The organism is Streptococcus sp. HMSC065H07 (assembly GCF_001837325.1).
In the GTDB taxonomy this organism is placed as follows: domain Bacteria; phylum Bacillota; class Bacilli; order Lactobacillales; family Streptococcaceae; genus Streptococcus; species Streptococcus salivarius_H.
In genome coordinates this window covers 1-21594 of record NZ_KV832017.1, presented here as the reverse complement: position 1 = coordinate 21594, position 21594 = coordinate 1, and the positions used below count along the sequence as shown (strand labels likewise).

At 36.8% G+C, this 21594-nt stretch carries 22 protein-coding genes; 14 read left to right on the top strand and 8 right to left on the bottom strand.

From position 1 onward, the window contains the following. Positions 1-188 precede the first annotated feature (188 nt). The 11 genes from HMPREF2637_RS01970 to rpsD all read left to right on the top strand — a co-directional run bounded on the left by HMPREF2637_RS01970 (position 189) and on the right by rpsD (position 12517). The gene (locus tag HMPREF2637_RS01970) at positions 189-770 is read left to right on the top strand and encodes an aggregation-promoting factor (protein WP_037602391.1); all 582 of its coding nucleotides are present in this window, start codon (positions 189-191) and stop codon (positions 768-770) included. 183 nt (positions 771-953) lie between these two features. Further along, positions 954-1652, top strand: coding sequence for a transglycosylase SLT domain-containing protein (locus HMPREF2637_RS01965; protein ID WP_064523633.1), 699 nt, complete (start codon positions 954-956; stop codon positions 1650-1652). A gap of 136 nt (positions 1653-1788) precedes the next feature. Continuing rightward, positions 1789-3498, top strand: coding sequence for a hypothetical protein (locus HMPREF2637_RS01960; protein ID WP_064523631.1), 1710 nt, complete (start codon positions 1789-1791; stop codon positions 3496-3498). A gap of 144 nt (positions 3499-3642) precedes the next feature. Continuing rightward, complete coding sequence (gene mnmA, locus HMPREF2637_RS01955; protein ID WP_014635192.1) at positions 3643-4764, top strand: tRNA 2-thiouridine(34) synthase MnmA; 1122 nt, start codon at positions 3643-3645, stop codon at positions 4762-4764. A 19-nt stretch (positions 4765-4783) separates the two neighbouring features. Next, entirely contained in the window at positions 4784-5398 is a 615-nt protein-coding gene (locus HMPREF2637_RS01950; RefSeq protein WP_064523628.1) for a MarC family protein, read from the top strand. 177 nt (positions 5399-5575) lie between these two features. Then, complete coding sequence (gene mnmG, locus HMPREF2637_RS01945) at positions 5576-7477, top strand: tRNA uridine-5-carboxymethylaminomethyl(34) synthesis enzyme MnmG (RefSeq protein WP_064523627.1); 1902 nt, start codon at positions 5576-5578, stop codon at positions 7475-7477. A gap of 73 nt (positions 7478-7550) precedes the next feature. Continuing rightward, positions 7551-9515, top strand: a complete 1965-nt coding sequence (locus tag HMPREF2637_RS01940; protein WP_064523623.1) for a DHH family phosphoesterase — start codon at positions 7551-7553, stop codon at positions 9513-9515. Between the two features lies 1 nt (position 9516). Then, positions 9517-9975 (top strand): 50S ribosomal protein L9, encoded by a 459-nt coding sequence (rplI, locus tag HMPREF2637_RS01935; RefSeq protein ID WP_002885729.1) that lies wholly within the window; start codon positions 9517-9519, stop codon positions 9973-9975. Positions 9976-10018: 43 nt separating this feature from the next. After that, positions 10019-11380 (top strand): replicative DNA helicase, encoded by a 1362-nt coding sequence (gene dnaB, locus HMPREF2637_RS01930; protein ID WP_002892156.1) that lies wholly within the window; start codon positions 10019-10021, stop codon positions 11378-11380. A gap of 25 nt (positions 11381-11405) precedes the next feature. After that, positions 11406-11708, top strand: coding sequence for a Veg family protein (locus HMPREF2637_RS01925; RefSeq protein WP_002885699.1), 303 nt, complete (start codon positions 11406-11408; stop codon positions 11706-11708). Between the two features lie 197 nt (positions 11709-11905). Continuing rightward, positions 11906-12517 carry a 30S ribosomal protein S4 gene (gene rpsD, locus HMPREF2637_RS01920; protein ID WP_002885833.1) on the top strand — a complete coding sequence of 204 codons (612 nt, stop codon included), beginning with the start codon at positions 11906-11908 and terminating at the stop codon, positions 12515-12517. Between the two features lie 209 nt (positions 12518-12726). On the opposite strand, the gene HMPREF2637_RS01915 is transcribed toward rpsD, so the two are convergent. Further along, on the bottom strand, positions 12727-12915 hold the full coding sequence (locus HMPREF2637_RS01915) for a hypothetical protein (RefSeq protein ID WP_003095232.1): 189 nt from the start codon (positions 12913-12915) through the stop codon (positions 12727-12729). 115 nt (positions 12916-13030) lie between these two features. Here HMPREF2637_RS01915 and HMPREF2637_RS01910 point away from each other — a divergent pair, with 115 nt between their 5' ends. Continuing rightward, complete coding sequence (locus HMPREF2637_RS01910) at positions 13031-13393, top strand: DUF1304 domain-containing protein (protein ID WP_037601225.1); 363 nt, start codon at positions 13031-13033, stop codon at positions 13391-13393. A gap of 74 nt (positions 13394-13467) precedes the next feature. Here the strand turns inward: HMPREF2637_RS01910 and HMPREF2637_RS01905 are convergent, their stop codons facing one another. Further along, complete coding sequence (locus tag HMPREF2637_RS01905) at positions 13468-14007, bottom strand: TetR/AcrR family transcriptional regulator (protein ID WP_037601229.1); 540 nt, start codon at positions 14005-14007, stop codon at positions 13468-13470. Positions 14008-14135: 128 nt separating this feature from the next. Between HMPREF2637_RS01905 and HMPREF2637_RS01900 the strand changes: the two genes are divergently transcribed. Then, positions 14136-16505: a YhgE/Pip domain-containing protein gene (locus HMPREF2637_RS01900; RefSeq protein WP_070838930.1), complete on the top strand. Its 2370-nt coding sequence runs from the start codon at positions 14136-14138 to the stop codon at positions 16503-16505. A gap of 38 nt (positions 16506-16543) precedes the next feature. Here HMPREF2637_RS01900 and HMPREF2637_RS01895 read toward each other — a convergent pair whose 3' ends face one another. From HMPREF2637_RS01895 to HMPREF2637_RS01885, 3 genes are read right to left on the bottom strand one after another with little or no spacing between them, the layout of a single operon-like run. Then, the gene (locus tag HMPREF2637_RS01895; RefSeq protein ID WP_002885726.1) at positions 16544-17389 is read right to left on the bottom strand and encodes a DUF4097 family beta strand repeat-containing protein; all 846 of its coding nucleotides are present in this window, start codon (positions 17387-17389) and stop codon (positions 16544-16546) included. Further along, entirely contained in the window at positions 17386-17970 is a 585-nt protein-coding gene (locus tag HMPREF2637_RS01890) for a DUF1700 domain-containing protein (RefSeq protein ID WP_064523613.1), read from the bottom strand. Before HMPREF2637_RS01890 ends, HMPREF2637_RS01895 begins: the two co-directional genes overlap by 4 nt. Next, positions 17957-18283 carry a PadR family transcriptional regulator gene (locus tag HMPREF2637_RS01885; protein ID WP_002885798.1) on the bottom strand — a complete coding sequence of 109 codons (327 nt, stop codon included), beginning with the start codon at positions 18281-18283 and terminating at the stop codon, positions 17957-17959. Before HMPREF2637_RS01885 ends, HMPREF2637_RS01890 begins: the two co-directional genes overlap by 14 nt. A 162-nt stretch (positions 18284-18445) precedes the next feature. On the opposite strand from HMPREF2637_RS01885, the gene HMPREF2637_RS01880 reads away from it, so the two are divergent. Next, positions 18446-19054 carry an NUDIX hydrolase gene (locus tag HMPREF2637_RS01880; RefSeq protein WP_002885639.1) on the top strand — a complete coding sequence of 203 codons (609 nt, stop codon included), beginning with the start codon at positions 18446-18448 and terminating at the stop codon, positions 19052-19054. A gap of 235 nt (positions 19055-19289) precedes the next feature. Here the strand turns inward: HMPREF2637_RS01880 and HMPREF2637_RS01875 are convergent, their stop codons facing one another. Genes HMPREF2637_RS01875 through HMPREF2637_RS01865 form a run of 3 tightly spaced genes read right to left on the bottom strand, consistent with a single transcriptional unit; the run spans position 19290 to position 21490 of the window. After that, positions 19290-19790: a hypothetical protein gene (locus tag HMPREF2637_RS01875; RefSeq protein ID WP_002885759.1), complete on the bottom strand. Its 501-nt coding sequence runs from the start codon at positions 19788-19790 to the stop codon at positions 19290-19292. Then, positions 19765-20556, bottom strand: a complete 792-nt coding sequence (locus tag HMPREF2637_RS01870) for a hypothetical protein (protein ID WP_002885870.1) — start codon at positions 20554-20556, stop codon at positions 19765-19767. The genes HMPREF2637_RS01875 and HMPREF2637_RS01870 overlap by 26 nt, the downstream gene beginning before the upstream one ends. Position 20557: 1 nt before the next feature. Next, positions 20558-21490 (bottom strand): hypothetical protein, encoded by a 933-nt coding sequence (locus tag HMPREF2637_RS01865; protein ID WP_064523610.1) that lies wholly within the window; start codon positions 21488-21490, stop codon positions 20558-20560. Between the last annotated feature and the right edge of the window lie 104 nt (positions 21491-21594).

Here is a 21594-nt window from a genome sequence, read left to right as displayed (position 1 = left end):
CCTAACAAGGGGATGTTATATTTCCAAGGTATCATAGATACATGGTTATAGTTCTTCAGCTTAATCTGGATTGAAAAATCCCTATATAGAATAAGCCCGTTGATTTACTTATTAGTCATAAACAATAAAATAACTTAATATCTTTGACTAATATGAATTGGACTATAAATAGATAAAGGAGCATCATCATGCAAAAAAAGAATACATCTAACACTAAAAAATTAGGTCTTTTTGGACTTGTTACAGTAGCAACACTTGGAGCAACAGCCTTAGCTAATGCAGAAACTTACACAGTTCAAAAAGGTGATACCCTTTCAGCTATTGCTAAGAAGAATGGTACGACTGTAGATGAAATCGTTTCAAAAAACGGTATTCAAGATGCCAATAAGATTTCTATTGGTCAAAACTTAACAATTAATGAAACTACTGAAGAAACTACAGAACCTTCAGTTACAACAGAAGCAACTGCTGAATCAACGCAATCAGCACAATCAACAGAGTCTACACAAAGTGAAGATACTCAAGCAACCAGTACAAATCTTTCTTCTTCAGAGGCAGCTGCCAAAGAAGAAATTGCACAACGTGAGTCAAGCGGTAGCTATACAGCTCAAAATGGGCAATATTATGGACGTTACCAATTAGCATCATCATATTTGAATGGAGACTTGTCTCCTGAAAATCAAGAGAAAGTAGCAGATAATTATGTAGCAAGCCGTTATGGTTCATGGACTGCAGCTCTTGCTTTCTGGAATGCTAATGGTTGGTACTAAATCATTATTACTGACTTATGAGGAAAACTAGTAAAACCTCATACAAATAAGGGAAAAATGCCAGATTTTTGGCATTTTTTTATTAAATTGATAAATCATTGTAACATTAGACATAATACAAATAATCGGCAGTAATATTACTAGGTTATGATGAATGTAACTAGAATTAACTAGGAGGGATTTATGTTTAAAAAAAGTTATAAGGGACGCCGTATCAAATTTGCAGCGAAGAAATCATTGGCGGTACCAGTAGCAATTGTAACAAGTTTTATTGTCATTTTGGCAGTATCACTGTCTACACTAATTAATAAAGGGTTGGTTAATGCATTTTCAGATTCTGTTACCCCAGCACCTTCAACAGCATCAACAACGTCAGAATCGACAGCAGATTTAGTTAAATCAACAGAAATTAGCTCAAGTAAAGAGAATAAAGCTAATAAAGAAAAGGTTGAAGAAAGTAAGCCTCAGTCAGAAACAACAGGAGAAGCGGTAGAAGCAGCTGAAAAGTCTCAGTCAGATACTGCTACTACAAGCGCTGCTTCAACGAATACTGATACTACTTCGACTCAAAATACTGGAACAGCTCCTTCGGTTGCTGCAACTGGTAGCGGGTCGGTTGTTCTCTCAAATGGTAACACTGCAGGAGAAGTTGGTTCTTATGCAGCGGCACAGATGGCAGCAGCTACTGGTGTTCCTCAGTCAACTTGGGAGTCTATTATTGCGCGTGAGTCAAATGGTGATCATACTGCAGCAAATGGTTCAGGTGCATCAGGTCTTTTTCAAACAATGCCTGGATGGGGCTCTACTGCAACAGTTGAGGATCAAATTCAATCAGCCTTGAATGCCTATAACGCACAAGGTTTGTCAGCTTGGAATTACTAATATTAAATATTAATAGAAGTTGGGAGCATACTCTCAGCTTTTTAATTTGGATGTGGGGAATATGTTTTATAGAGCTTTTTGTTATTATTAGGTAGGGTATGGCCTTTTTGTTATAATAGGAATGAAAGGTATAGCAATGAAACAAATTTTTAAATTAAGAGAAAAGTTGTGGGTTTCTCTTATTATTATAGCTTTTGCTGTGTTATTGGTTACACCACAACTATTTACAAGAAAAGTCATTTTAGGTTCAGATTCCATCTTTCACTATAACAGGTTCTATGAAGCTGCTATGCAACTAAAAAATGGTAACCTTTCTTACTTTTTATCTTTATATGGATTCCAACAGTCAGGCCGCATTGTCAATGCTCTTTACGGTCCTTTTTTTGCCTATTTACAAGGAGGGCTTATTTTAATAAGTGGCACTTGGTTTCGTTATCAGATTGTGTCAAGGGTATTACTACATATACTAGCAGAGTCCTCAATGTATGCCTTGCTCAAGCAGTGTAAAGTTAAGACAAATATTGCCTTGTCACTAGGTTTACTCTATGCGACAACATTCTCTATCCAATACTGGACGATGCGACAGGGTTTCTCTAGTTGGGGAGCAGCATTACTACCTTTTTGTTTTATTCCGGCAATTCACTATGTCTTTTATCAAAAAGTAGAACCAATTAGACTTGCCTTATCTATGGCATTAATTTTTCAGGTTCACGTACTCAGTGCTTTGATATTAGTGATGATGTATCTTCCTTTTTATCTTTACACTTTTGTAAAGTCTCCTATCGCTAAGAAAAAGGAAACCCTTGTGCAAGTCGGTATAGCAGTCATTCTGTTCCTCTTACTGACTGTCAATGTCTGGTTAGTACTCCTATATTTGAGAGGGACTAATCATCTCTTAGATCCATTTATAAATAGAGAAATTGGTAAGAATGGGATAGATGGGACAGCAAGATACTGGCTATATACCCCAATTTCATTAATGGTGTTACTCATTTTACAGTTTCTTTACGCTGTTTTGAATTGGAAGAAATTTGCTAGATGGAAAAAAATACTGCACTTTATTTATTTTATTTTCTTCTTCTTATCGACAGGTCTTTTTCCGTGGCAGTATCTAGTAGAAAATGGAAATACATTTGCTGAACTGATTCAATTTCCATTTAGATTCTTTGTTCCTGCTACCATTTTACTTTTAGCAATTACGGGGTTAACGGTCACGCGATTTGTAAACTGGCGAAAAAGTATTGCTGTTTTACTCTTTGCCTTTGCGGGTGTTGGTCTCATTCAGAATATGATGGATACTACCGATCGTGTAAAAACGGCGGCACAAGATGGTGAACTTATTTCCATTGTTAAACATACTTACGTTGAAGGAGATTACCAGACGATAAGTCTTACCATGAATGACAGTGACTTGTCACAGTTTTTAAATTTAGTTGTCAAACCCACACCAGATTATGTACCTATCTATGGGACAATAGGTAAGCAGAACACTTATGATCTTTATTACGAAAATATCGTTACGAATCAGAAGGCAGAAAAGCTACTAGAAGATGGTTATCTTGTATTAACTTGGCAAGCTGCTGAAGGGGAGGAACTGAATCTACCGATAGTTGTCTATAAAGATTCTATCTTGACACTAAATGGTAAAGAACTAAACAAGGATGACTATGACTTGTCAACGATTGGTACACCGACCGTTTCCTCACAAGAAGGACAAAATAAACTTGTATTAAGTTATAAGGAGCCAGGATGGCTATTTGTAGCGTTATTGATTCCAATAATAGTCTTAGGAGTAATAGGTTTACAGTGGCTTTACACGAAAATAAGTATCAAAAAGGTTGCCTAGTGGTAACCTTTTTGCATTATTCTTTAATCATGATATAATTAAGCTTGCGTGCTTTTACGCTTCAAAATCGACCTTCAAATCGATATTTGAATAACTAGACCCTTCAAGTCTATGTTAATTTTTATTTGATGGGAGGAGTTATCTATGACTGATAATTCAAAAACACGTGTTGTTGTCGGTATGAGTGGTGGCGTTGATTCATCAGTAACAGCCTTACTTTTAAAAGAGCAAGGTTATGATGTAATCGGTGTTTTCATGAAAAACTGGGATGACACAGATGAATTTGGTGTGTGTACAGCAACCGAAGATTATAAAGATGTAGCAGCAGTAGCTGATCAGATTGGTATCCCCTATTACTCTGTCAACTTTGAAAAAGAGTACTGGGATCGTGTATTTGAGTATTTCTTAGCAGAGTACCGTGCAGGCCGTACCCCTAATCCAGACGTTATGTGTAATAAGGAAATCAAGTTTAAGGCTTTCTTAGATTATGCGATGACATTGGGAGCGGATTATGTGGCTACAGGACATTACGCTCAAGTTGTTCGCGATGAAGACGGCATTGTCCATATGTTGCGTGGTGCAGATAACAATAAAGATCAAACCTACTTCCTTAGTCAACTTTCGCAAGAGCAGTTGCAGAAAACGATGTTTCCTTTAGGACATCTACAAAAACCAGAAGTTCGTGAGATTGCTGAACGTGCAGGTCTTGCAACAGCCAAGAAAAAAGATTCAACAGGAATATGTTTTATTGGTGAGAAAAACTTTAAAGAGTTTCTTAGTCAATACTTACCAGCTCAAAAAGGTCGTATGATGACTATCGATGGTCGTGATATGGGTGAACACAATGGACTCATGTATTATACCATTGGTCAACGTGGTGGTATGGGTATTGGTGGCCAAAAAGGTGGAGATAATGCTCCTTGGTTTGTAGTAGGAAAAGATCTTTCTAAAAATATTCTTTACGTAGGTCAAGGTTTCCACCATGAGTCGTTGATGTCAACTTCTCTTGACGCTTCAATGATTCACTTTACTCGAGATATGCCAGAAGAATTTGAAATGGAATGTACAGCAAAATTCCGTTATCGTCAACCTGATAGTAAAGTTACTGTAAAGGTTAAAGGTGATAAAGCAGAGGTTATTTTTGCTGAACCTCAGCGTGCTATTACACCTGGTCAAGCCGTTGTTTTCTATGATGGTCAGGAATGTTTAGGCGGCGGTATTATTGACCAAGCGTATAAAGACGGAAAAGTTTGTCAGTATATCTAACAGGAGTTAAGTAAAAGCGATGAGTTCTCAATTTTTTTATGCATTTATGGCATTTTTCGCTATAATGAACCCAATTTCAAATCTTCCTGCTTACATGGCTTTAGTAGCAGATGATAGTCAAAAAATTTCACGAAAAATTGCTTTTAGGAGTCTTTTGATTGCCTTTGTTATTATAACTGTTTTTATCTTTTCAGGAGATTTCATTTTTAAAGTATTTGGAATTACAATTGTTTCTTTCAGAATTGCTGGCGGAATATTAGTGGCTGTTATCGGTTACCATATGATTAATGGTAATCATTCACCTAGCTATAAAGGCATGGAGCAGCAAGCAGTAAATTCAGATCCAATGTCTATTGCTATTTCTCCTCTTGCAATGCCACTTTTTGCAGGACCAGGTACAATTACAACTGCTTTAAGTCTGGCTAATGGAGGTTTGCAGAATCAACTGATAACTGTACTTGCTTTTGCTATACTATGTGTCATCACTTATCTCCTGTTAAGAAGTGCAAAACAAATTGCAGGCTTCTTGGGAGAAAATTTGATGAAAATTATAACGAAAATGATGGGACTTTTACTATTCTCCATAGGTATACAGATGATTATCGTCAGTGTGCAGACCTTGATCAAACAGTGATTTGCATTGACAAAACGATTTGATTTGATAAAATAACTTTAACAATAGTCATGATGGTCAAAGCTCATGAGAATTGTGCGTTTTTGCGTACAGTTTTCTGGAGTTTTGGCTATTTTTGTAGGAAAAAACAAGGAAAGGATGGGCAGCTGATTGTAAATCACTGCATAAATCTAAAAAATGTCTTACGAGTTTGATGAAAATTTTGATGTAATTGTTGTTGGTGCTGGTCACGCTGGTGTGGAAGCTAGCTTAGCTGCAGCCCGCATGGGATGTAAGGTTTTATTAGCGACTATTAACCTAGAGATGCTGGCTTTTATGCCATGTAATCCTTCCATTGGGGGATCAGCCAAGGGGATTGTTGTCCGTGAGATTGATGCCCTTGGTGGAGAGATGGGTAAAAATATTGATAAAACTTATATTCAAATGAAAATGTTGAATACCGGTAAGGGACCTGCTGTCAGAGCTTTACGTGCACAAGCCGATAAAGCCTTGTATGCTATGACAATGAAGCATACAGTTGAGCGTCAGGAAAACCTGACTCTCCGTCAGTCCATGGTTGATGAAATTCTTGTTGAAGATGGTAAGGTAGTTGGTGTAAGAACAGCCACAAATCAAAAATATGGAGCTAAAGCGGTTGTTGTCACAACAGGAACAGCTTTGCGTGGTGAAATTATCCTAGGTGAGCTCAAATATTCTTCAGGTCCTAATAACAGTCTTGCATCTGTTACATTGGCAGATAACTTGAGGGATCTTGGCCTTGAAATAGGAAGATTTAAAACAGGTACCCCTCCTCGTGTCAAGGCATCATCAATTAATTATGAAGAAACTGAAATTCAACCAGGTGACGAAAAGCCGAATCATTTTTCATTCTTGTCGAAGGATGAAGATTATCTTCAGGATCAAATTCCTTGTTGGTTAACTTATACGAATCAAGAGAGCCACGATATTATCAATAATAATTTACACCGTGCCCCAATGTTTTCAGGTATTGTCAAGGGTGTAGGACCTCGTTATTGTCCATCAATCGAAGATAAAATTGTCCGATTTGCTGATAAGAATCGCCATCAACTTTTCCTTGAACCTGAAGGAAGAGAGACTGAAGAAGTCTATGTGCAAGGCCTGTCAACTAGTCTGCCAGAAGATGTTCAAAAAGAGTTGATTCACTCAATTAAAGGTCTCGAAAAGGCAGAGATGATGCGAACTGGTTATGCGATTGAATATGATATCGTGCTCCCTCATCAACTACGTGCAACACTTGAAACGAAGTTGATTTCAGGTCTCTTTACAGCAGGACAGACCAACGGAACTTCTGGATACGAGGAGGCAGCAGGTCAAGGTCTAGTTGCTGGTATCAATGCGGCTCTTAAAGTTCAAGGTAAACCTGAACTTATTCTCAAACGTAGTGATGCCTATATTGGTGTAATGATTGACGATCTTGTTACAAAAGGAACCTTGGAGCCATATCGTTTATTGACATCACGCGCAGAGTATCGTCTCATATTACGTCATGATAATGCTGACATGCGCTTGACACCTATTGGTCGAGAAGTTGGTTTGGTTGACGATGAACGTTGGCGTATCTTTGAAATTAAGAAAAATCAGTTTGACAGCGAGTTGACACGTCTGTCAAAAGAAAAATTAAAACCTATTAAAGAAACGAATGAAAAAATTCAAGCTCTAGGCTTTAAGCCATTGACAGATGCCATGACAGCTAAAGAGTTTATGCGTAGACCAGAGATTGATTACGCCACAGCTACTCAGTTTGTAGGTCCATCTGCAGAAGATTTGGACGCGAAGATAGTAGAGTTGCTTGAGACCGAAATCAAGTATGAAGGTTATATTAATAAAGCTTTGGATCAAGTAGCTAAGATGAAGCGTATGGAAGAAAAGAGGATTCCAAAAAATATTGATTGGGATGCTATTGATTCCATCGCTACCGAAGCTCGTCAAAAATTTAAGAAAATCAATCCTGAGACCATTGGTCAAGCGAGTCGTATTTCAGGGGTCAACCCAGCAGATATCTCAATTCTGATGGTTTATCTTGAAGGTAATAATAAGGCCCGCAGGAAAGTAGACTAACGGTGCTAACACGTTTAAAAGCCTTTTAATTAAGGCTTTTTTATGTTATAATTATTAGATTAAGAGGTTTTATATGAAAAGATTTCACTTTGCAACGATTCATCTTGTAATGATTGGGCTAATTCTTTTTGGAATTGCTACTATTTTTGTTCGCGTACTAAAATCGGAGTCTGCACTCATTTTTGCGCTTTTTATTATTATGGTAGTAGTAGTTGCCTTATTGCATTACCAAAAGACAACATATGAGTCCTTAGAAATAGAGCAATTAGATGAACTGAATCAGGATGTTGAAGATTCTTTGAAGACCCTTCTCGGAAAGATGCCTGTTGGGGTTATTACTTTTGATGAGAACGATCATATTGAATGGTTCAACCCCTATGCGAAGCTAGTACTTTCGGATGAAAATGGAAATTTCAATAAGCAGTTGATTGCGGATTTTATTTCCCAGAAACGAAAGGGGTCACCTTCGAATGTGATAACCGTTGGTGATAATAAATATGCCGCTTTTGTGGATTTTGACAATAAGTTGACATATTTTATTGACAATGTTTATGATCAAGATGAAAATGCTGATCCAAATATGACTCGTCCTGTTATCGGGATTATTTCAGTTGATAACTACGACGATGTGACAGGAAGTTTACCTGATGCCGATGTTTCAAAAATCAACACATTTGTGGCAGGGTTTATTTCTGAGTTTGCTAAGGCCAAGCATATTCATTATCGACGTATTGAAGGTGATCGTTTTTACTTCTTCACCAACTACAGTGTTTTGACAGAATTCATGGATCAAAAGTTTTCTGTCTTGGATGACTTCCGTCAGCAGGCTCAGGAGCGTGGTTTACCACTGACTTTGAGCATGGGAATTTCATTTGGTACGCTTAAGCATGATCAAATCGGTCAGGTTGCCTTGCAGAATCTGAATATCGCACTAGTTCGCGGTGGAGATCAAGCTGTTGTCAAGGAAAACGATGATCACAAGGAACTTCTTTATTTTGGAGGAGGTTCTGTTTCAACAGTAAAACGTTCTCGTACAAGAACAAGGGCTATGATGACTGCAATCTCTGATAAGTTGAAAACAGTCGAAAAAGTGTTTGTTGTCGGACATAAGAATCTCGATATGGATGCTCTAGGAGCAACGGTCGGTATGGCTCATTTTGCCAGTCAAATTGTTCGAAAAAGCTATGCTGTTTACGATGATACGGCTATGAATGCAGATATTGAGCGTGCAGTCGAACGGCTAAAAGAAGATGGTCAGTCACCTCTTATTACACTTTCAGAGGCCGAAGAGTTAGTCAACCAACATTCGTTGTTAATTATGGTTGACCATTCTAAAATCAATTTAACCTTATCTAAGGATTTTTATGACCGATTTAATGAAGTTATTGTTGTAGACCATCACCGTCGAGATGATGATTTTCCTGAAAATGCTGTTTTGACCTTTATTGAAAGTGGGGCGAGCTCAGCCTGTGAATTGGTTACGGAGTTATTGCAATTCCAAGGTGCCCCAGAACGTTTAAGTAAAATCCAAGCCTCTATCCTTATGGCAGGTATCATGCTGGATACTAAAAATTTCTCAACTCGTGTGACTAGTAGAACCTTTGATGTTGCCTCTTATCTACGTAGTTTAGGAAGTGATAGTGGAGAAATCCAAACAATCTCTGCTACTGATTTTGAAGAATATCGACGAATCAATGAGTTAATTCTAGCAGGTGAACGTATTACAGATGATATCATTGTTGCCTCAGGTGATAATCCTAAATGTTATAATAATGTTGTGATTTCTAAGGCAGCAGATACGATGCTTGCCATGGCAGGTATCGAAGCAACTTTTGTTATCGCTAGGACAAGCGATTCTACTGTGAATATCTCTGCTCGAAGTCATAAAACGATTAATGTACAACGTATTATGGAGAAAATGGGTGGTGGTGGCCATTTCAACTTAGCTGCCTGCCAATTGCGAGACTGTAGTGTTGCTCAAGCAAAAAATAAATTGATTGAAACTATTATGGGAGAGTTGGCTCCCAAGGAGGACTAAAATGAAAGTTATTTTCTTACAAGACGTTAAAGGTAAAGGTAAAAAAGGCGAAATTAAAGAAGTACCATCAGGTTATGCTCAAAACTTCTTGATTAAAAAGAATCTTGCTAAGGAAGCGACAAACCAAGCTATCGGTGAGTTGAAAGGCAAGCAAAAATCTGAAGAAAAACATGCAGCAGAGTTGTTGGCTGAAGCGAAGCAAGTTAAAGAGCAACTTGAAAAAGAAGAAAATCGTCTTCAATTTACTGAGAAGGTCGGACCAGACGGACGTACTTTTGGTTCAATTACAGCCAAAAAGATTGCAGAAGGACTTCAAAAACAATTTGGTATAAAAGTTGATAAACGTCATATTGAACTTGAACATCCTATTCGTGCGATTGGTCTGATTGAGGTTCCTGTAAAGCTTCATAAAGAAGTGAGCGCACAAATTAAACTTAACATCAAAAATAGTGCTGAGTGATTCGTTGACACTATAAGTAAATCTTGTAAAGGAGGGAATAATTGTGGCAGAGGCTCAAGAATTACGAGTACAACCTCATGATTTAGTAGCGGAACAGTCTGTTCTAGGGGCTATTCTCATTAACCCAGAAAAGTTGATTACAGTTCGAGAATTTATCGAAGCAGACGACTTTTACAAGTATTCCCATCGTGTCATTTTTAAAGCAATGGTAACGCTGTCGGATCGAAATGATGCCATTGATGCCACGACAGTACGTACCATTTTAGATGACCAAGATGACCTCCAAAATATAGGGGGTATTTCTTATCTTGTAGATTTGGTCAATAGTGTCCCAACATCCGCAAATGCTGAGTACTATGCTAAGATTGTGGCTGAGAAAGCCATGCTTCGACGTATTATAAATAGGCTGACAGAGACTGTCAACCAAGCATATGAGGGCGCAACGGAATCTGATGAAATTATTGCGAATGCTGAGAAAGCCTTGGTTGATGTTTCAGAGCATAGTAATCGTAGTGGTTTCCGCAAAATATCTGAAGTTCTTGACGTTAATTTTAATACCTTGGAGATGCGTTCCCAGCAAACATCAGATGTTACTGGATTACCAACAGGTTTCCGTGACCTTGACAAGATTACAACAGGTTTACACCCTGATCAATTAATTATTTTAGCAGCTCGCCCCGCAGTTGGTAAAACAGCCTTTGTGTTGAACATTGCTCAGAATGTTGGCACCAAGCAAAATAAAGCTGTTGCAGTCTTTTCATTAGAGATGGGTGCAGAAAGCTTGGTTGATCGTATGTTGGCAGCTGAAGGGATGATTGATTCTCATGCTTTACGTACAGGTCAATTGACAGAGCAAGATTGGAATAATGTTATGATTGCTCAAGGAGCACTGGCTGAGGCACCGATTTACATAGATGATACCCCTGGTATAAAGATTACTGAGATTCGTGCACGGTCCCGTAAATTGTCACAAGAAGTAGAGGGTGGTCTTGGTCTTATTGTGATTGACTACTTGCAGTTGATTACAGGTACGCGACCAGAAAATCGCCAACAAGAGGTTTCAGATATTTCAAGACAGTTAAAAATCCTGGCCAAGGAGCTCAAAGTTCCTGTAATTGCCTTGAGTCAGTTATCTCGTGGGGTTGAACAACGTCAGGACAAACGTCCAGTCTTATCTGATATCCGTGAGTCAGGATCTATCGAGCAGGATGCCGATATTGTCGCCTTCTTGTATCGTGATGATTACTACCGAAAAGAGGGTGAAGAACCAGAAAATGCGATTGAAGATAATACCATCGAAGTTATCCTAGAAAAAAATCGTGCTGGTGCGCGTGGAACAGTCAAGTTACTATTCCAAAAAGAATACAATAAATTTTCATCGATTGCTCAGTTTGAGGAATCATAATTTTCAGATTTAAGGAGATATATATATGAGTGATGCATTTGCAGATGTTGCTAAGATGAAAAACATCAAGGAAGCTATTAAGTCACATGAAGGTCAGCTAGTAGAATTGACCCTAGAGAATGGGCGTAAACGTGAAAAGAATAAAATTGGTCGATTGACAGAAGTTTATCCATCATTGTTTATTGTTGAATATCAAGACTTCAGTTCCCAAGCAGGAGCTATTAATAATAGTTATGTTGAATCTTACACTTATTCAGATATTTTGACTGAGAAGACTCTCATTCGTTATTTGAGTCCTGAGGAACAAGCTGAAATCGAAAATAAATAAGAAAAAGCCTTTACTTGGGCTTTTTTTCGTGGTAAAATATTTAGGTATGTGAAATAATAGCAGGATAAAATGAAGCTCGTCAACAGGAAGTCGGCTAGAAAAGTAACCTTTGCTGTTTGGGCGAAGTCTTTCTGAACGAATCAGGTTTATCTAAAACGTTATTTCCTAAAAATATTTTTTATAGGAGGACATTATTAATGTCACGTTATACAGGTCCATCATGGAAACAATCACGTCGCCTTGGTTTCTCACTTACAGGCACAGGTAAAGAATTGGCACGTCGTAACTACGTACCAGGTCAACACGGTCCAAACAACCGTTCAAAACTTTCAGAATACGGTTTGCAATTGGCTGAGAAACAAAAACTTCGTTTCTCATACGGTTTGGGTGAAAAACAATTCCGTAACTTGTTCGTACAAGCTACTAAAGTTAAAGGTGGAACACTTGGTTTCAACTTTATGGTTCTTTTGGAACGTCGTCTTGACAACGTTGTTTATCGTCTTGGTCTTGCAACTACTCGTCGTCAAGCACGCCAATTCGTAAACCACGGTCACATCCTTGTTGACGGTAAACGTGTTGATATCCCTTCATACCGCGTTGAAGTTGGTCAAGTAATCTCAGTTCGTGAAAAATCAGCTAAAGTTCCTGCTATCCTTGAAGCAGTAGAAGCTACTATCGGACGTCCAGCATTTGTATCATTCGATGCTGAAAAACTTGAAGGTTCATTGACACGTCTTCCAGAACGTGATGAAATCAACCCAGAAATCAACGAAGCACTTGTCGTTGAATTCTACAACAAAATGCTTTAATTTTAAAATTCATTTTGCAAAAAGCCCGTTATTATGGGCTTTTTGTTTGTCTTAAATCATTGATTTCTAGGTTTGTTCAGTTACAAGTTCCCTAAAGCTATTTCATAGAATGAGACGGCTTTTTGTTTTCGAATATTAAAAAGCCCCCTAGTCTGATAAAAGTGACTAAGGGATTCGTAACATGATGATAGATGATTTTGAGGTATAAATTATTTATTATCCAATCCGCCTTCAAAATCTGCTGAAACGTTTGAAACGTAGTTGGTGAAGTAGCTTTCAAAATCTTTTTTTAGTTGGTCGTACTCCTCTTCGGAGTAATCTTTATCCTCTATATAAGCCTGAAATCTAGGAATTCCCAAATCTTTTTGGAGACGTTGGATTACTTCTGTCTTTGTCATAAGAACCTCTCTTTCATTCTTTATTTTACCATATTTCAAATTGTATGAAGTAAATATATTGTTTTAAAAGTTTACTTTTGATATACTCTCAAAGTTATTTAAGAAGGAGGCTACTATGTCTATTATTACACTAATCTTAGCTGGGATTGTTGCTTTGGAGCATCTCTATATTATGTATTTGGAAACTTTTGCGACACATTCAGACACGACTAGTCGTGTTTTCAATATGAGTAAAGAAGAACTTCAACGTGATTCTGTTACACACTTATTTAAAAATCAAGGGATTTACAATGGTTTGATTGCGGTATTCCTCTTGTATGGGATTTTCACAAGTAGTCAGCTACTTGTAACTGTTTTTGTACTCAATGTTTTCTTTGCTGCTATTTATGGTGCTATAACTGCAAATAAGAAAATTATTTTAACGCAAGGTGGACCCGCAATCTTGACCTTACTTTCACTTATCATTTCCTTATTTTAAGGATTTTATTGTAAAAGAAAAAGCTGCTTTAACTGTTGAAATGGTTTGCAGCTTTTTATGCTTTTGAAGTTGTTTTATTGTGGAATAAATCGTAGAAGAAAATCTGTCATTTCTCGGGGTGATTCTTTTTTTCCTTTATTTATCCAGGCTTGACAAGCACCAAAAATAGCGTGCGCAAAATAAATACTGGCATAGTCTTTCTCAAATCCTTTTAGAGATCTTTCTTCAGCACTAGGGACAATGAAGTCCTCAGCTATCATACGCTGAAGTTTATGTATTAGAAAATCTTGAATTTCTTTTGATCCATTGGTAGACAATAGAGCTGACAGGAGTTTTTCACGAGTAAGAAATTCAAAGATTTCGAGGAAGGCTCCCTCCTTCTTTCCTTCGTATTTATCGAAGATATACTCTAGTTTATGGAAAAGCTCTTTCTGATAACTATCAATCATTTCATACTTATCTTTGTAGTGGGTATAAAAACTCGAACGGCTAATCCCAGCTGTTTGAACCAGACGAATGGTAGTAATATCATTGAAATCTTGGTTTTTTAAGCATATTACTAAAGCATCTAAAAGAGCTTTTTTAGTTTGAGCTCGCCTTTGATCTTTTGACATACAAATCTCCTTTTATACACTTTTAGACTATGTGTCCAAAAACTAATTGTTTAACATTGATTTTCATGTAAATGAGTTTATAATTGATTATATCATAAAAATAAACACAATGTCTAAAAAGGAGAAATATGTTAGCAGAATTAAAGGCGCTTCTTAAAAGTCCAAAGCTCTGGATAACTATTATTGGTGTCTCATTGATACCCGCTTTATATAATCTAATCTTTTTATCTTCTATGTGGAATCCTTATGGAAATGTAAAGCATCTACCAGTAGCCGTAGTGAACAAAGATAAGAGCGCTAGTTTCCAGAATAAAACTCTAGATATTGGTCATGACATGGTAGACAATATGTCTAAAAATAAAAATCTAGACTATCATTTTGTGACTGAAAATGAAGCCAAAAAAGGAATTGATGATGGTGATTACTATATGGTAATCACTTTTCCAGAAAATCTCTCAAGTAATGCAGCAAGTCTTTTGACAAATGATCCTAAGAAACTTGAAATTTCTTATCAGACAACAGCAGGGCATAGCTTCGTTTCTTCAAAAATGAGCGATTCTGCCATGTCTAAGTTAAAGGATACCGTTTCTAAAAATATTACGTCAACTTATGTTGGAGCTGTCTTTAAGAGTATGTCTCAACTTCAGGGTGGTATGGGAACTGCGGCGAATGGAGCTAGTCAATTATATGCAGGTGCAGGTGCACTTCAGTCTGGGAGTCAGACTTTATCAAGTGGTTTAGGAACTCTTGCTGGTTCTACACAGACATTGGCTACAGGTGTTGATACCTTGAGTTCAGGTGCATCTGCCTATACTTCAGGTGTGTCAACTTTGTCAGGTGCTTTGTCACAGTTAAACGCTAACTCTGAGGCTGTTAATTCTGCTGCAGGTCAATTTGTATCAGGAGCAGATGCTATGAGTACCTTAGTTACTGGTGCAGATTCTTTGTCAACTGCACTCAGTCAAATGGCTACGGCAACAAGTTTATCTGAAGAACAGCAAGCACAGTTGTCAACCTTGTCAACTAATTTAACCGATTTAAATACAGCAATTCAAAATCTCAATACAGCGGTAAGTAAAACATCATTACCGAGTGGAACATCAACAACATCAGTAGATACAAGTTCAATAGCGACTTATCTTTCAAATATTTCTTCTGCGGCTAGTTCTATAGCTACAGCTAGTGCCACTGACAAAGCGAACGATTTGGCTGCGGTACAAGGAACAGCTGCTTATCAAAGCTTAACGGCAGATCAACAAGCAGAGATTACATCGGCAATTAGTAACGCAGGATCTACGGCTAGTAGTTACGCTTCAACTATTGCATCAGAAGTGTCAAGTATGTCAACGGCCTTATCTAGCTTGACAGGTACGACAACAACTAGTAGCGGAGATTCAAGTAGTTTAGCTTCTCTACAAACATCTATTTCAGGCATTGCAAGTTCGGCGAATGCTCTTCTTCCTGTAGCTTCATCAACAGTATCATCAATGCAAGCTAATATTGCTAATGTCAATTCGGTACTTGTCAATCAATTATCACCAGGAGCAATTCAAGTGGCTTCAGGTGTGTCAACCGCTCAAAGTACTCTAGCAACAGGTGCAAGCGCACTTTCAACTGGTTTGTCAACTTATACTGGTGCTGTGTCAACAATTGCCAGTGGCGCTCAAACTCTAGATGCTAACAGTAGTAGTTTAATGACTGGTTTTTCTACTCTTCAAAGTGGTACAAGTGCTCTCAATGCAGGTGCTCAACAATTAGCAACTGGAGGAAACACCTTAACAAATGGTTTGACAAGTCTGTCAACTAACCTTTCTACATTATCTGATTCATTAAACAAAGCTAATCAGCAACTCTCTCTTGTTTCTGTAAACTCAGACAATGCAAAAATGGTGAGTGCTCCGCTCAAAGAGAAGAAAACTGATAAGGATAAGGTTGACACTAATGGTGTGGGAATGGCTCCATATATGATTTCTGTTTCTCTTATGGTTGTCGCTCTTTCAACTAATGTTATCTTTGCTAAGAGCTTGACAGGAAGAAAATTTACGGGCCGTTTTGATTGGGCTAAGAATAAGTTACTTATCAATGGTATTATTACAACTATGGCTGCTATTGCGCTTTATATTGCCATTCGATTTGTGGGAGTTGAACCAAATCATCCATTAGCTACATTTGGTATGATTCTCCTTGCAGCATGTACTTTAATGGCGCTGGTTACAGCCCTTGTAGGTTGGAATGATAGATATGGCGCATTTGCTTCCATGATTATGCTGCTTTTGCAACTAGGGTCTAGTGCAGGGACTTATCCAATTGAACTTAGTCCTAAGTTCTTTAAGGTCATCCAACCATTCTTACCAATGTCCTACTCCGTATCAGGTCTTCGTCAAACTATTTCAATGACAGGACAGATCTCAGATCAAGTTCGTATGCTATTCATTTTCTTACTTATCTTTGTAGTTGTAGGTATTATTATTTATAAACCAAAGTTTGAAAATGAATAAACTAAAAGCCAGCTCTAATGTGAGCGGGCTTTTTTATGTTATTCAACAGTTATATCACCGAGATCTGAGGTAATGGTAAGTGTATTATCCTTTGAAATCTTAAGGTTATTTGTAATGTCAACCTCTCCTGAGTGACTATCGGCTTGAACATTGAGCATATAATCTTTTAGAGCTATTTCAATCTCACCAGATGTAACATCAAGTTTATTGTGACCGTTAAAAATCAGGTTATCTCCAGAGTACTCTCCCATTGAAATAGATAAATCTGAGTTAGTAAAGAGGGTGTTATCGCTATCAACACTACCAACATCAAGGTTAGCTTTTAGGTTTCTGACAATCATTTTAGTAAAAGTTAAGTCTCCTACATTTAGATTAATGTCTGATTTTTTGATGGTGCTATTGATTAAATCTAGATTTCCAGTTGCTAAATCAACCTTTAAAAAATCAATCGTTTGTTTTTTAGGGAGTGTAATGATAATGGTTTTCTTTCTGACTTCCTCGTTGAGAGTAGAAAGCCTCACTAAATCTTTTATTCCGAAAAAGTTAATATGTTTGTTAGAAGTCGAATCTAATTCAGAGTTGTTATCATTGATAGTCAATTGACCATCCTTTACAGATGTGTCAATTGGAGTTTTTGCTTTTTGGTAGTAAGAAAGAGTAGCCTTGTCAACGTTGCCTGTTTTAATAAGTACATTGTAGCTACTACTTTTAATATCAATTTTATTGAAGTCATCAACTTCTTTTTTGACATAATCTTGCTCACTTTTAGTTTGATTTTGTAAATCTGTCAAGCCACCTTGGCTATACCCCCAAGCTACGAATCCTCCTCCTAAAAATAGAGAGATAAGAGATACTCCGAGGATGATCTTTTTCCAAGTTTTCATGATTTTCTTCCTTTCTTGATGAGCCATTTAATCAATAGGGTAATTAGCTTTACAATAAGTTTACAGATTTCAAACGAAATCAAAAGTAGTAAGAGTGCTCCTCCAAACATCAATAGACCTAGACCTCCTCCAAACAGTGTTGAAGCTAGTGAAACACTTAAGAGAGAGAAGCTTGTAAAGAAAGTGTAAGCACCACTAATGAGTAAAGCAAAAGTAAGAGCTAAGGCAGTCACTAAAACTGCGAAAATAATCATAAGAAGTGTCATTATCATAGCTAAGAAGAATAGTAGAATTGGTAAGGCGACTGGACTGGCTAAAACAGCTAGAATCGCAATCCAAAGGATAGTTGTTTTATTGCGTAAGCTGCTCTTGTCCTCAACAATCTTTTCTTCTAGAAGACGACTAATGACTTCATGTGCGGCTTCCTTAGGTGTACCCAGTTCTGCAATAACCCGAGCTTCATTCTCAGGTCCAGCCTCTTCAAAATATTCCATGAAATATTCTATAGCTTCTTCGTAGTCCTGTTGTGGTAATTTTCGTAGATATTTTGTTAATTTGGCTATATATTCAGTCCTTGTCATGTCTTAATCTCCCTTCTAGAATATCGTCCAGAGTTTCTTTATAGGTTAACCATTCTTCATTAAGAAATTGAAGTTGCTCTTTTCCCTCTTGCGTAATACTGTAATATTTACGTTTACGCCCTTGATACTCTTGGCTATAGGTGGTCATATAGCCTGCTTTTTCAAGCTTTTTTAGAATAGGATAAAGTGTTGACTCCTTGATATTAGCCGCAAGCTTTATTGTTTGACTAATCTCATAGCCATAAGAGTCTTCTCTATCGATAATAGCTAATATTAAGAACTCTATCAGTATTGATGATGTTGGAAAATACATAGTGTGCCCCTTTGCTTCTAGGATATGTATAAAAACTATATATAATTATTTTACATATAGAGTGTATCTCTTTTAGAAATATATGTCAATATTTTATATATAAAAATTTTATATAATAGGGCTATCTCCTTTTTTATGATAATATGAAGTCAAGGAGTTCTTATGACTATTAAAGATAAACTAGCTCGTTACGAGCCGAAGCCGCTAGGGGAGAAAAGACGCTATGCGGTGCTTTTACCCCTGATATATGATGTAAAAACTGATAAGTATCAAATTCTTTACCAAGTACGAAGTGAGCATATTTCTCAACCAGGTGAGGTCTCTTTTCCTGGTGGGCGTGTCGAAAATGGTGAGACTTTTCAGGAAGCTGCTATACGAGAAACTTGTGAAGAATTAAACCTAGTTCCTGATCAAATTGACATTTGGGGAGAGCTTGATTATCTGATTCATCAGGGGAGAACCATCCATTGCTTTGTTGGAAAGATAAATATAGAAAATTGGGAGTATATTCATCCAAATGAAGAGGTGAAACGGTTGTTTACAGTTTGTGTTGACACATTGTTGACAGAAGATCCTATTTATTACAAAGTCACTTCTACCTTGAGTGATGCGAAAGGTTTCCCATTTTTCTTGGTAAAAAATAGAGAAAAATATAATTTTGGGTACAGTGAACGTCATATTCCTTTTTACAGGAACTTGACAGAGAATATATGGGGGATGACAGCTATGTTTACACATAGATTTACAGATATTTTAAAAGGTTTAGAGTAAAAATAAAAGATCAACGGTAATATGTTGATCTTTTTACTATTACTTAAATTGTTAATTTGGTACCAAAGGAGTGAAATTCATTTCTGAAATAGGAGACTAGAGTATTCCTGAAATTATTTTCAAAATTAGTATCGAAGCTTTTAGCGAGGAGGATAACTTCATAGTGAACATGATTTTTTTCGTTTCATTTGTGTCATTCCTATGCTAAAAGAGGGGGGGAGGTGGATACAGGCAGTTATGCTTTGGTATTATTCTGCCTAAGATTGATGATTCTATTGATATTTCTTAGGGAGTAACCTATGTTGAAGAGAAGGTAAAGCATATAACTATAAATAGTAAAGCTCCAAAAATCTGGGACAATACTGAGACTATAGACAAATAAGACTGTTGCACTAACAAAAATTAAACAGCTACATATTATTGAAAGTAGAGGATATCCTTTTGAAAATAATAGGCTTTCTACGATTAAGGCGAGAGCAGGCAGCAACAGTGTTAGGATGATAATAATAAAAATGAAGCGTTGTGTATCATCTAGCATCAAGTTACCCAATGATTTACCTAGGTAAAAACGAGAATCACTCCCACCAGGGTAAATCAATTCTCTTGTCAAGGGACTAACTAGGATTAGGGTGTCAAATAGTGAGAAAGCCGCCCATCTCCAAATAGGGAAAGACCATTCTTCCTCAGATAATTCGTTCTGAGTTCTTTCTTCAGTTACTTCTAATTTGATTGCCATCAATATGTACCTCTTTTGGAAAGTCGTTATTTTGATTTAAGATATACCATCCATCTGGTAATTCTGATTTTTTTAGTACCTGTTCTAATTGAGAATGTAAGTCAATTTCTTTAGTAGTGGAACCAGAAGGAAAACTCAATTGAACAGTAAGTTTTTTGCTTCGTAGAGCATCTTTAAGTGAAAAATCATAATAGCCACCTAGTGCTTTAGAATGTCCCCTTTCATAAGTATAGAGCGTCGTGTATGGTACAGGTTCTATTTGAACAATAATATTTTTTAAATCTTTCTCGGTACTTAGAGCTTCAGAGATATCATTGATGAATTTCTGATTTCTAGGGTTGATTTTAATAGACTTTTTAACAAAATCGTCCCAATATTCCCTTTCATCAGGTAAAATCTTATATTCACTATTTTGGCGATTAAAATCTGAGTCGCTTCCTGTTGGGCTGGCAATGTAAGGATAGAGTAAATCTTGAATATGGAGAGGCAGTTGAGTCTTTACATGTGCTGTTTTGTTATTAATAGTCTCTTGATAATCAATATGGAAAATCAGGTAATGTTTAACCTCATCTTCTTTATTCATACGATAAGTAATTTTATCTGCCCATCCGATATCAGTTATTTGTACCTTTCCTTGAAATCCACGAGTTTTATAAAAACCTTTAATATTTTCTTGAGCATTGTAATAGAAAAAGATAGCAATCATGGTCAATAATAAAATCAAGGGCATAGTAATTTTAAGGTATTTGAAGCTATTTTTTACCATCTTAGTTCTGACTCTCCTTAACTAGTAGGTTGTAATCTTTTTGACTTTTAACTTCCTCGAGGCGTCCAGTAGTTGTGTTAGTGCTTGTAAAATACCAATAGATATCCTCCTTATCTGGTGTTAACTCTTTTTGTAGTTTAACAGCATCATCCAGATTAAGTGAGTCAGTTGTTACGATGATTAAGCTAAATCTTTTTTTGAGCGATTGGTCACTGTATTTGTTGTCATCTTGATCTTTGTAATCAGCAAAATTTCTTTCTTTGGTCCAGATAAGGGGCATGGAGTTGATAGTGAGGGGATCATATTTATAACCTATAGAAAGATTATCCTTTGAAAGGAGATAGCGGTAAGGTTTAGCAAATCCGTGGTATCGACTGACTTTTGATGGTTTGGTTCTGGTTGCCTTCTGGGTGCGTAAATTGACATAGAATACTTTTTTGTTGTCATAGGATGAAAATTTCACAAACTCATCCCCACCATCGGAGTACATGGTATTATCCATGGAACCGGGATTATTATATCCTAGTTTTTTAGCAAGGCCTAGTACATTAATAGTGTGTCCTTTTCCAGTATCTTTACCAAGCTGATAATAGTGAATAATATCATAATTTTTAGAGTCTTTCTTGTTTTTAGATAGTTTATACCTAGATTCTTGGAAGGCTAGGTAGGTGCGACCAACGGCTAATTGACTTCTCTCCAGTGATTTTTCATTTCCAAACTTAACACCTAAAACGTTAAAGTTTCCAATTTTGACGTTTTGAAAGGATGTTACAGTAACTTTTTTGTTAGCATAGTCGTAAAGTCTATCGTCTAAGGAATAAGCGGTTTGAATTCTATAACCATAGCGAACGAATGTACCTGTAAGTAGAATGGTTATAAAAATAAGGAGGTAAACATGCCACATACGCCATCTAAATGTTTCTATTTTAGTCATAGGAACCCCTCTTTGAGTAATAGAAAAACCATGAAAATCTTATTTTCATGGTTTTTAATTCAATTATTTTACCTCAGTAAGTATTAAGTAATATCCTTCTCATG

What these genes read in the sequence shown, in the direction of transcription:
- HMPREF2637_RS01925 (WP_002885699.1), top strand. Translation starts at nt 11,406, where the DNA reads ATGAGTGATGCATTTGCAGATGTTGCTAAGATGAAAAACATCAAGGAA.
- mnmG (WP_064523627.1), top strand. Translation starts at nt 5,576, where the DNA reads ATGTCTTACGAGTTTGATGAAAATTTTGATGTAATTGTTGTTGGTGCT.
- HMPREF2637_RS01885 (WP_002885798.1), bottom strand. Translation starts at nt 18,283, where the DNA reads ATGTATTTTCCAACATCATCAATACTGATAGAGTTCTTAATATTAGCT.
- HMPREF2637_RS01970 (WP_037602391.1), top strand. Translation starts at nt 189, where the DNA reads ATGCAAAAAAAGAATACATCTAACACTAAAAAATTAGGTCTTTTTGGA.
- HMPREF2637_RS01900 (WP_070838930.1), top strand. Translation starts at nt 14,136, where the DNA reads ATGTTAGCAGAATTAAAGGCGCTTCTTAAAAGTCCAAAGCTCTGGATA.
- HMPREF2637_RS01965 (WP_064523633.1), top strand. Translation starts at nt 954, where the DNA reads ATGTTTAAAAAAAGTTATAAGGGACGCCGTATCAAATTTGCAGCGAAG.
- HMPREF2637_RS01940 (WP_064523623.1), top strand. Translation starts at nt 7,551, where the DNA reads ATGAAAAGATTTCACTTTGCAACGATTCATCTTGTAATGATTGGGCTA.
- rpsD (WP_002885833.1), top strand. Translation starts at nt 11,906, where the DNA reads ATGTCACGTTATACAGGTCCATCATGGAAACAATCACGTCGCCTTGGT.
- HMPREF2637_RS01875 (WP_002885759.1), bottom strand. Translation starts at nt 19,790, where the DNA reads ATGGCAATCAAATTAGAAGTAACTGAAGAAAGAACTCAGAACGAATTA.
- HMPREF2637_RS01865 (WP_064523610.1), bottom strand. Translation starts at nt 21,490, where the DNA reads ATGACTAAAATAGAAACATTTAGATGGCGTATGTGGCATGTTTACCTC.
- HMPREF2637_RS01870 (WP_002885870.1), bottom strand. Translation starts at nt 20,556, where the DNA reads ATGGTAAAAAATAGCTTCAAATACCTTAAAATTACTATGCCCTTGATT.
- HMPREF2637_RS01950 (WP_064523628.1), top strand. Translation starts at nt 4,784, where the DNA reads ATGAGTTCTCAATTTTTTTATGCATTTATGGCATTTTTCGCTATAATG.
- HMPREF2637_RS01915 (WP_003095232.1), bottom strand. Translation starts at nt 12,915, where the DNA reads ATGACAAAGACAGAAGTAATCCAACGTCTCCAAAAAGATTTGGGAATT.
- HMPREF2637_RS01890 (WP_064523613.1), bottom strand. Translation starts at nt 17,970, where the DNA reads ATGACAAGGACTGAATATATAGCCAAATTAACAAAATATCTACGAAAA.
- HMPREF2637_RS01960 (WP_064523631.1), top strand. Translation starts at nt 1,789, where the DNA reads ATGAAACAAATTTTTAAATTAAGAGAAAAGTTGTGGGTTTCTCTTATT.
- HMPREF2637_RS01880 (WP_002885639.1), top strand. Translation starts at nt 18,446, where the DNA reads ATGACTATTAAAGATAAACTAGCTCGTTACGAGCCGAAGCCGCTAGGG.
- HMPREF2637_RS01895 (WP_002885726.1), bottom strand. Translation starts at nt 17,389, where the DNA reads ATGAAAACTTGGAAAAAGATCATCCTCGGAGTATCTCTTATCTCTCTA.
- rplI (WP_002885729.1), top strand. Translation starts at nt 9,517, where the DNA reads ATGAAAGTTATTTTCTTACAAGACGTTAAAGGTAAAGGTAAAAAAGGC.
- mnmA (WP_014635192.1), top strand. Translation starts at nt 3,643, where the DNA reads ATGACTGATAATTCAAAAACACGTGTTGTTGTCGGTATGAGTGGTGGC.
- HMPREF2637_RS01905 (WP_037601229.1), bottom strand. Translation starts at nt 14,007, where the DNA reads ATGTCAAAAGATCAAAGGCGAGCTCAAACTAAAAAAGCTCTTTTAGAT.
- HMPREF2637_RS01910 (WP_037601225.1), top strand. Translation starts at nt 13,031, where the DNA reads ATGTCTATTATTACACTAATCTTAGCTGGGATTGTTGCTTTGGAGCAT.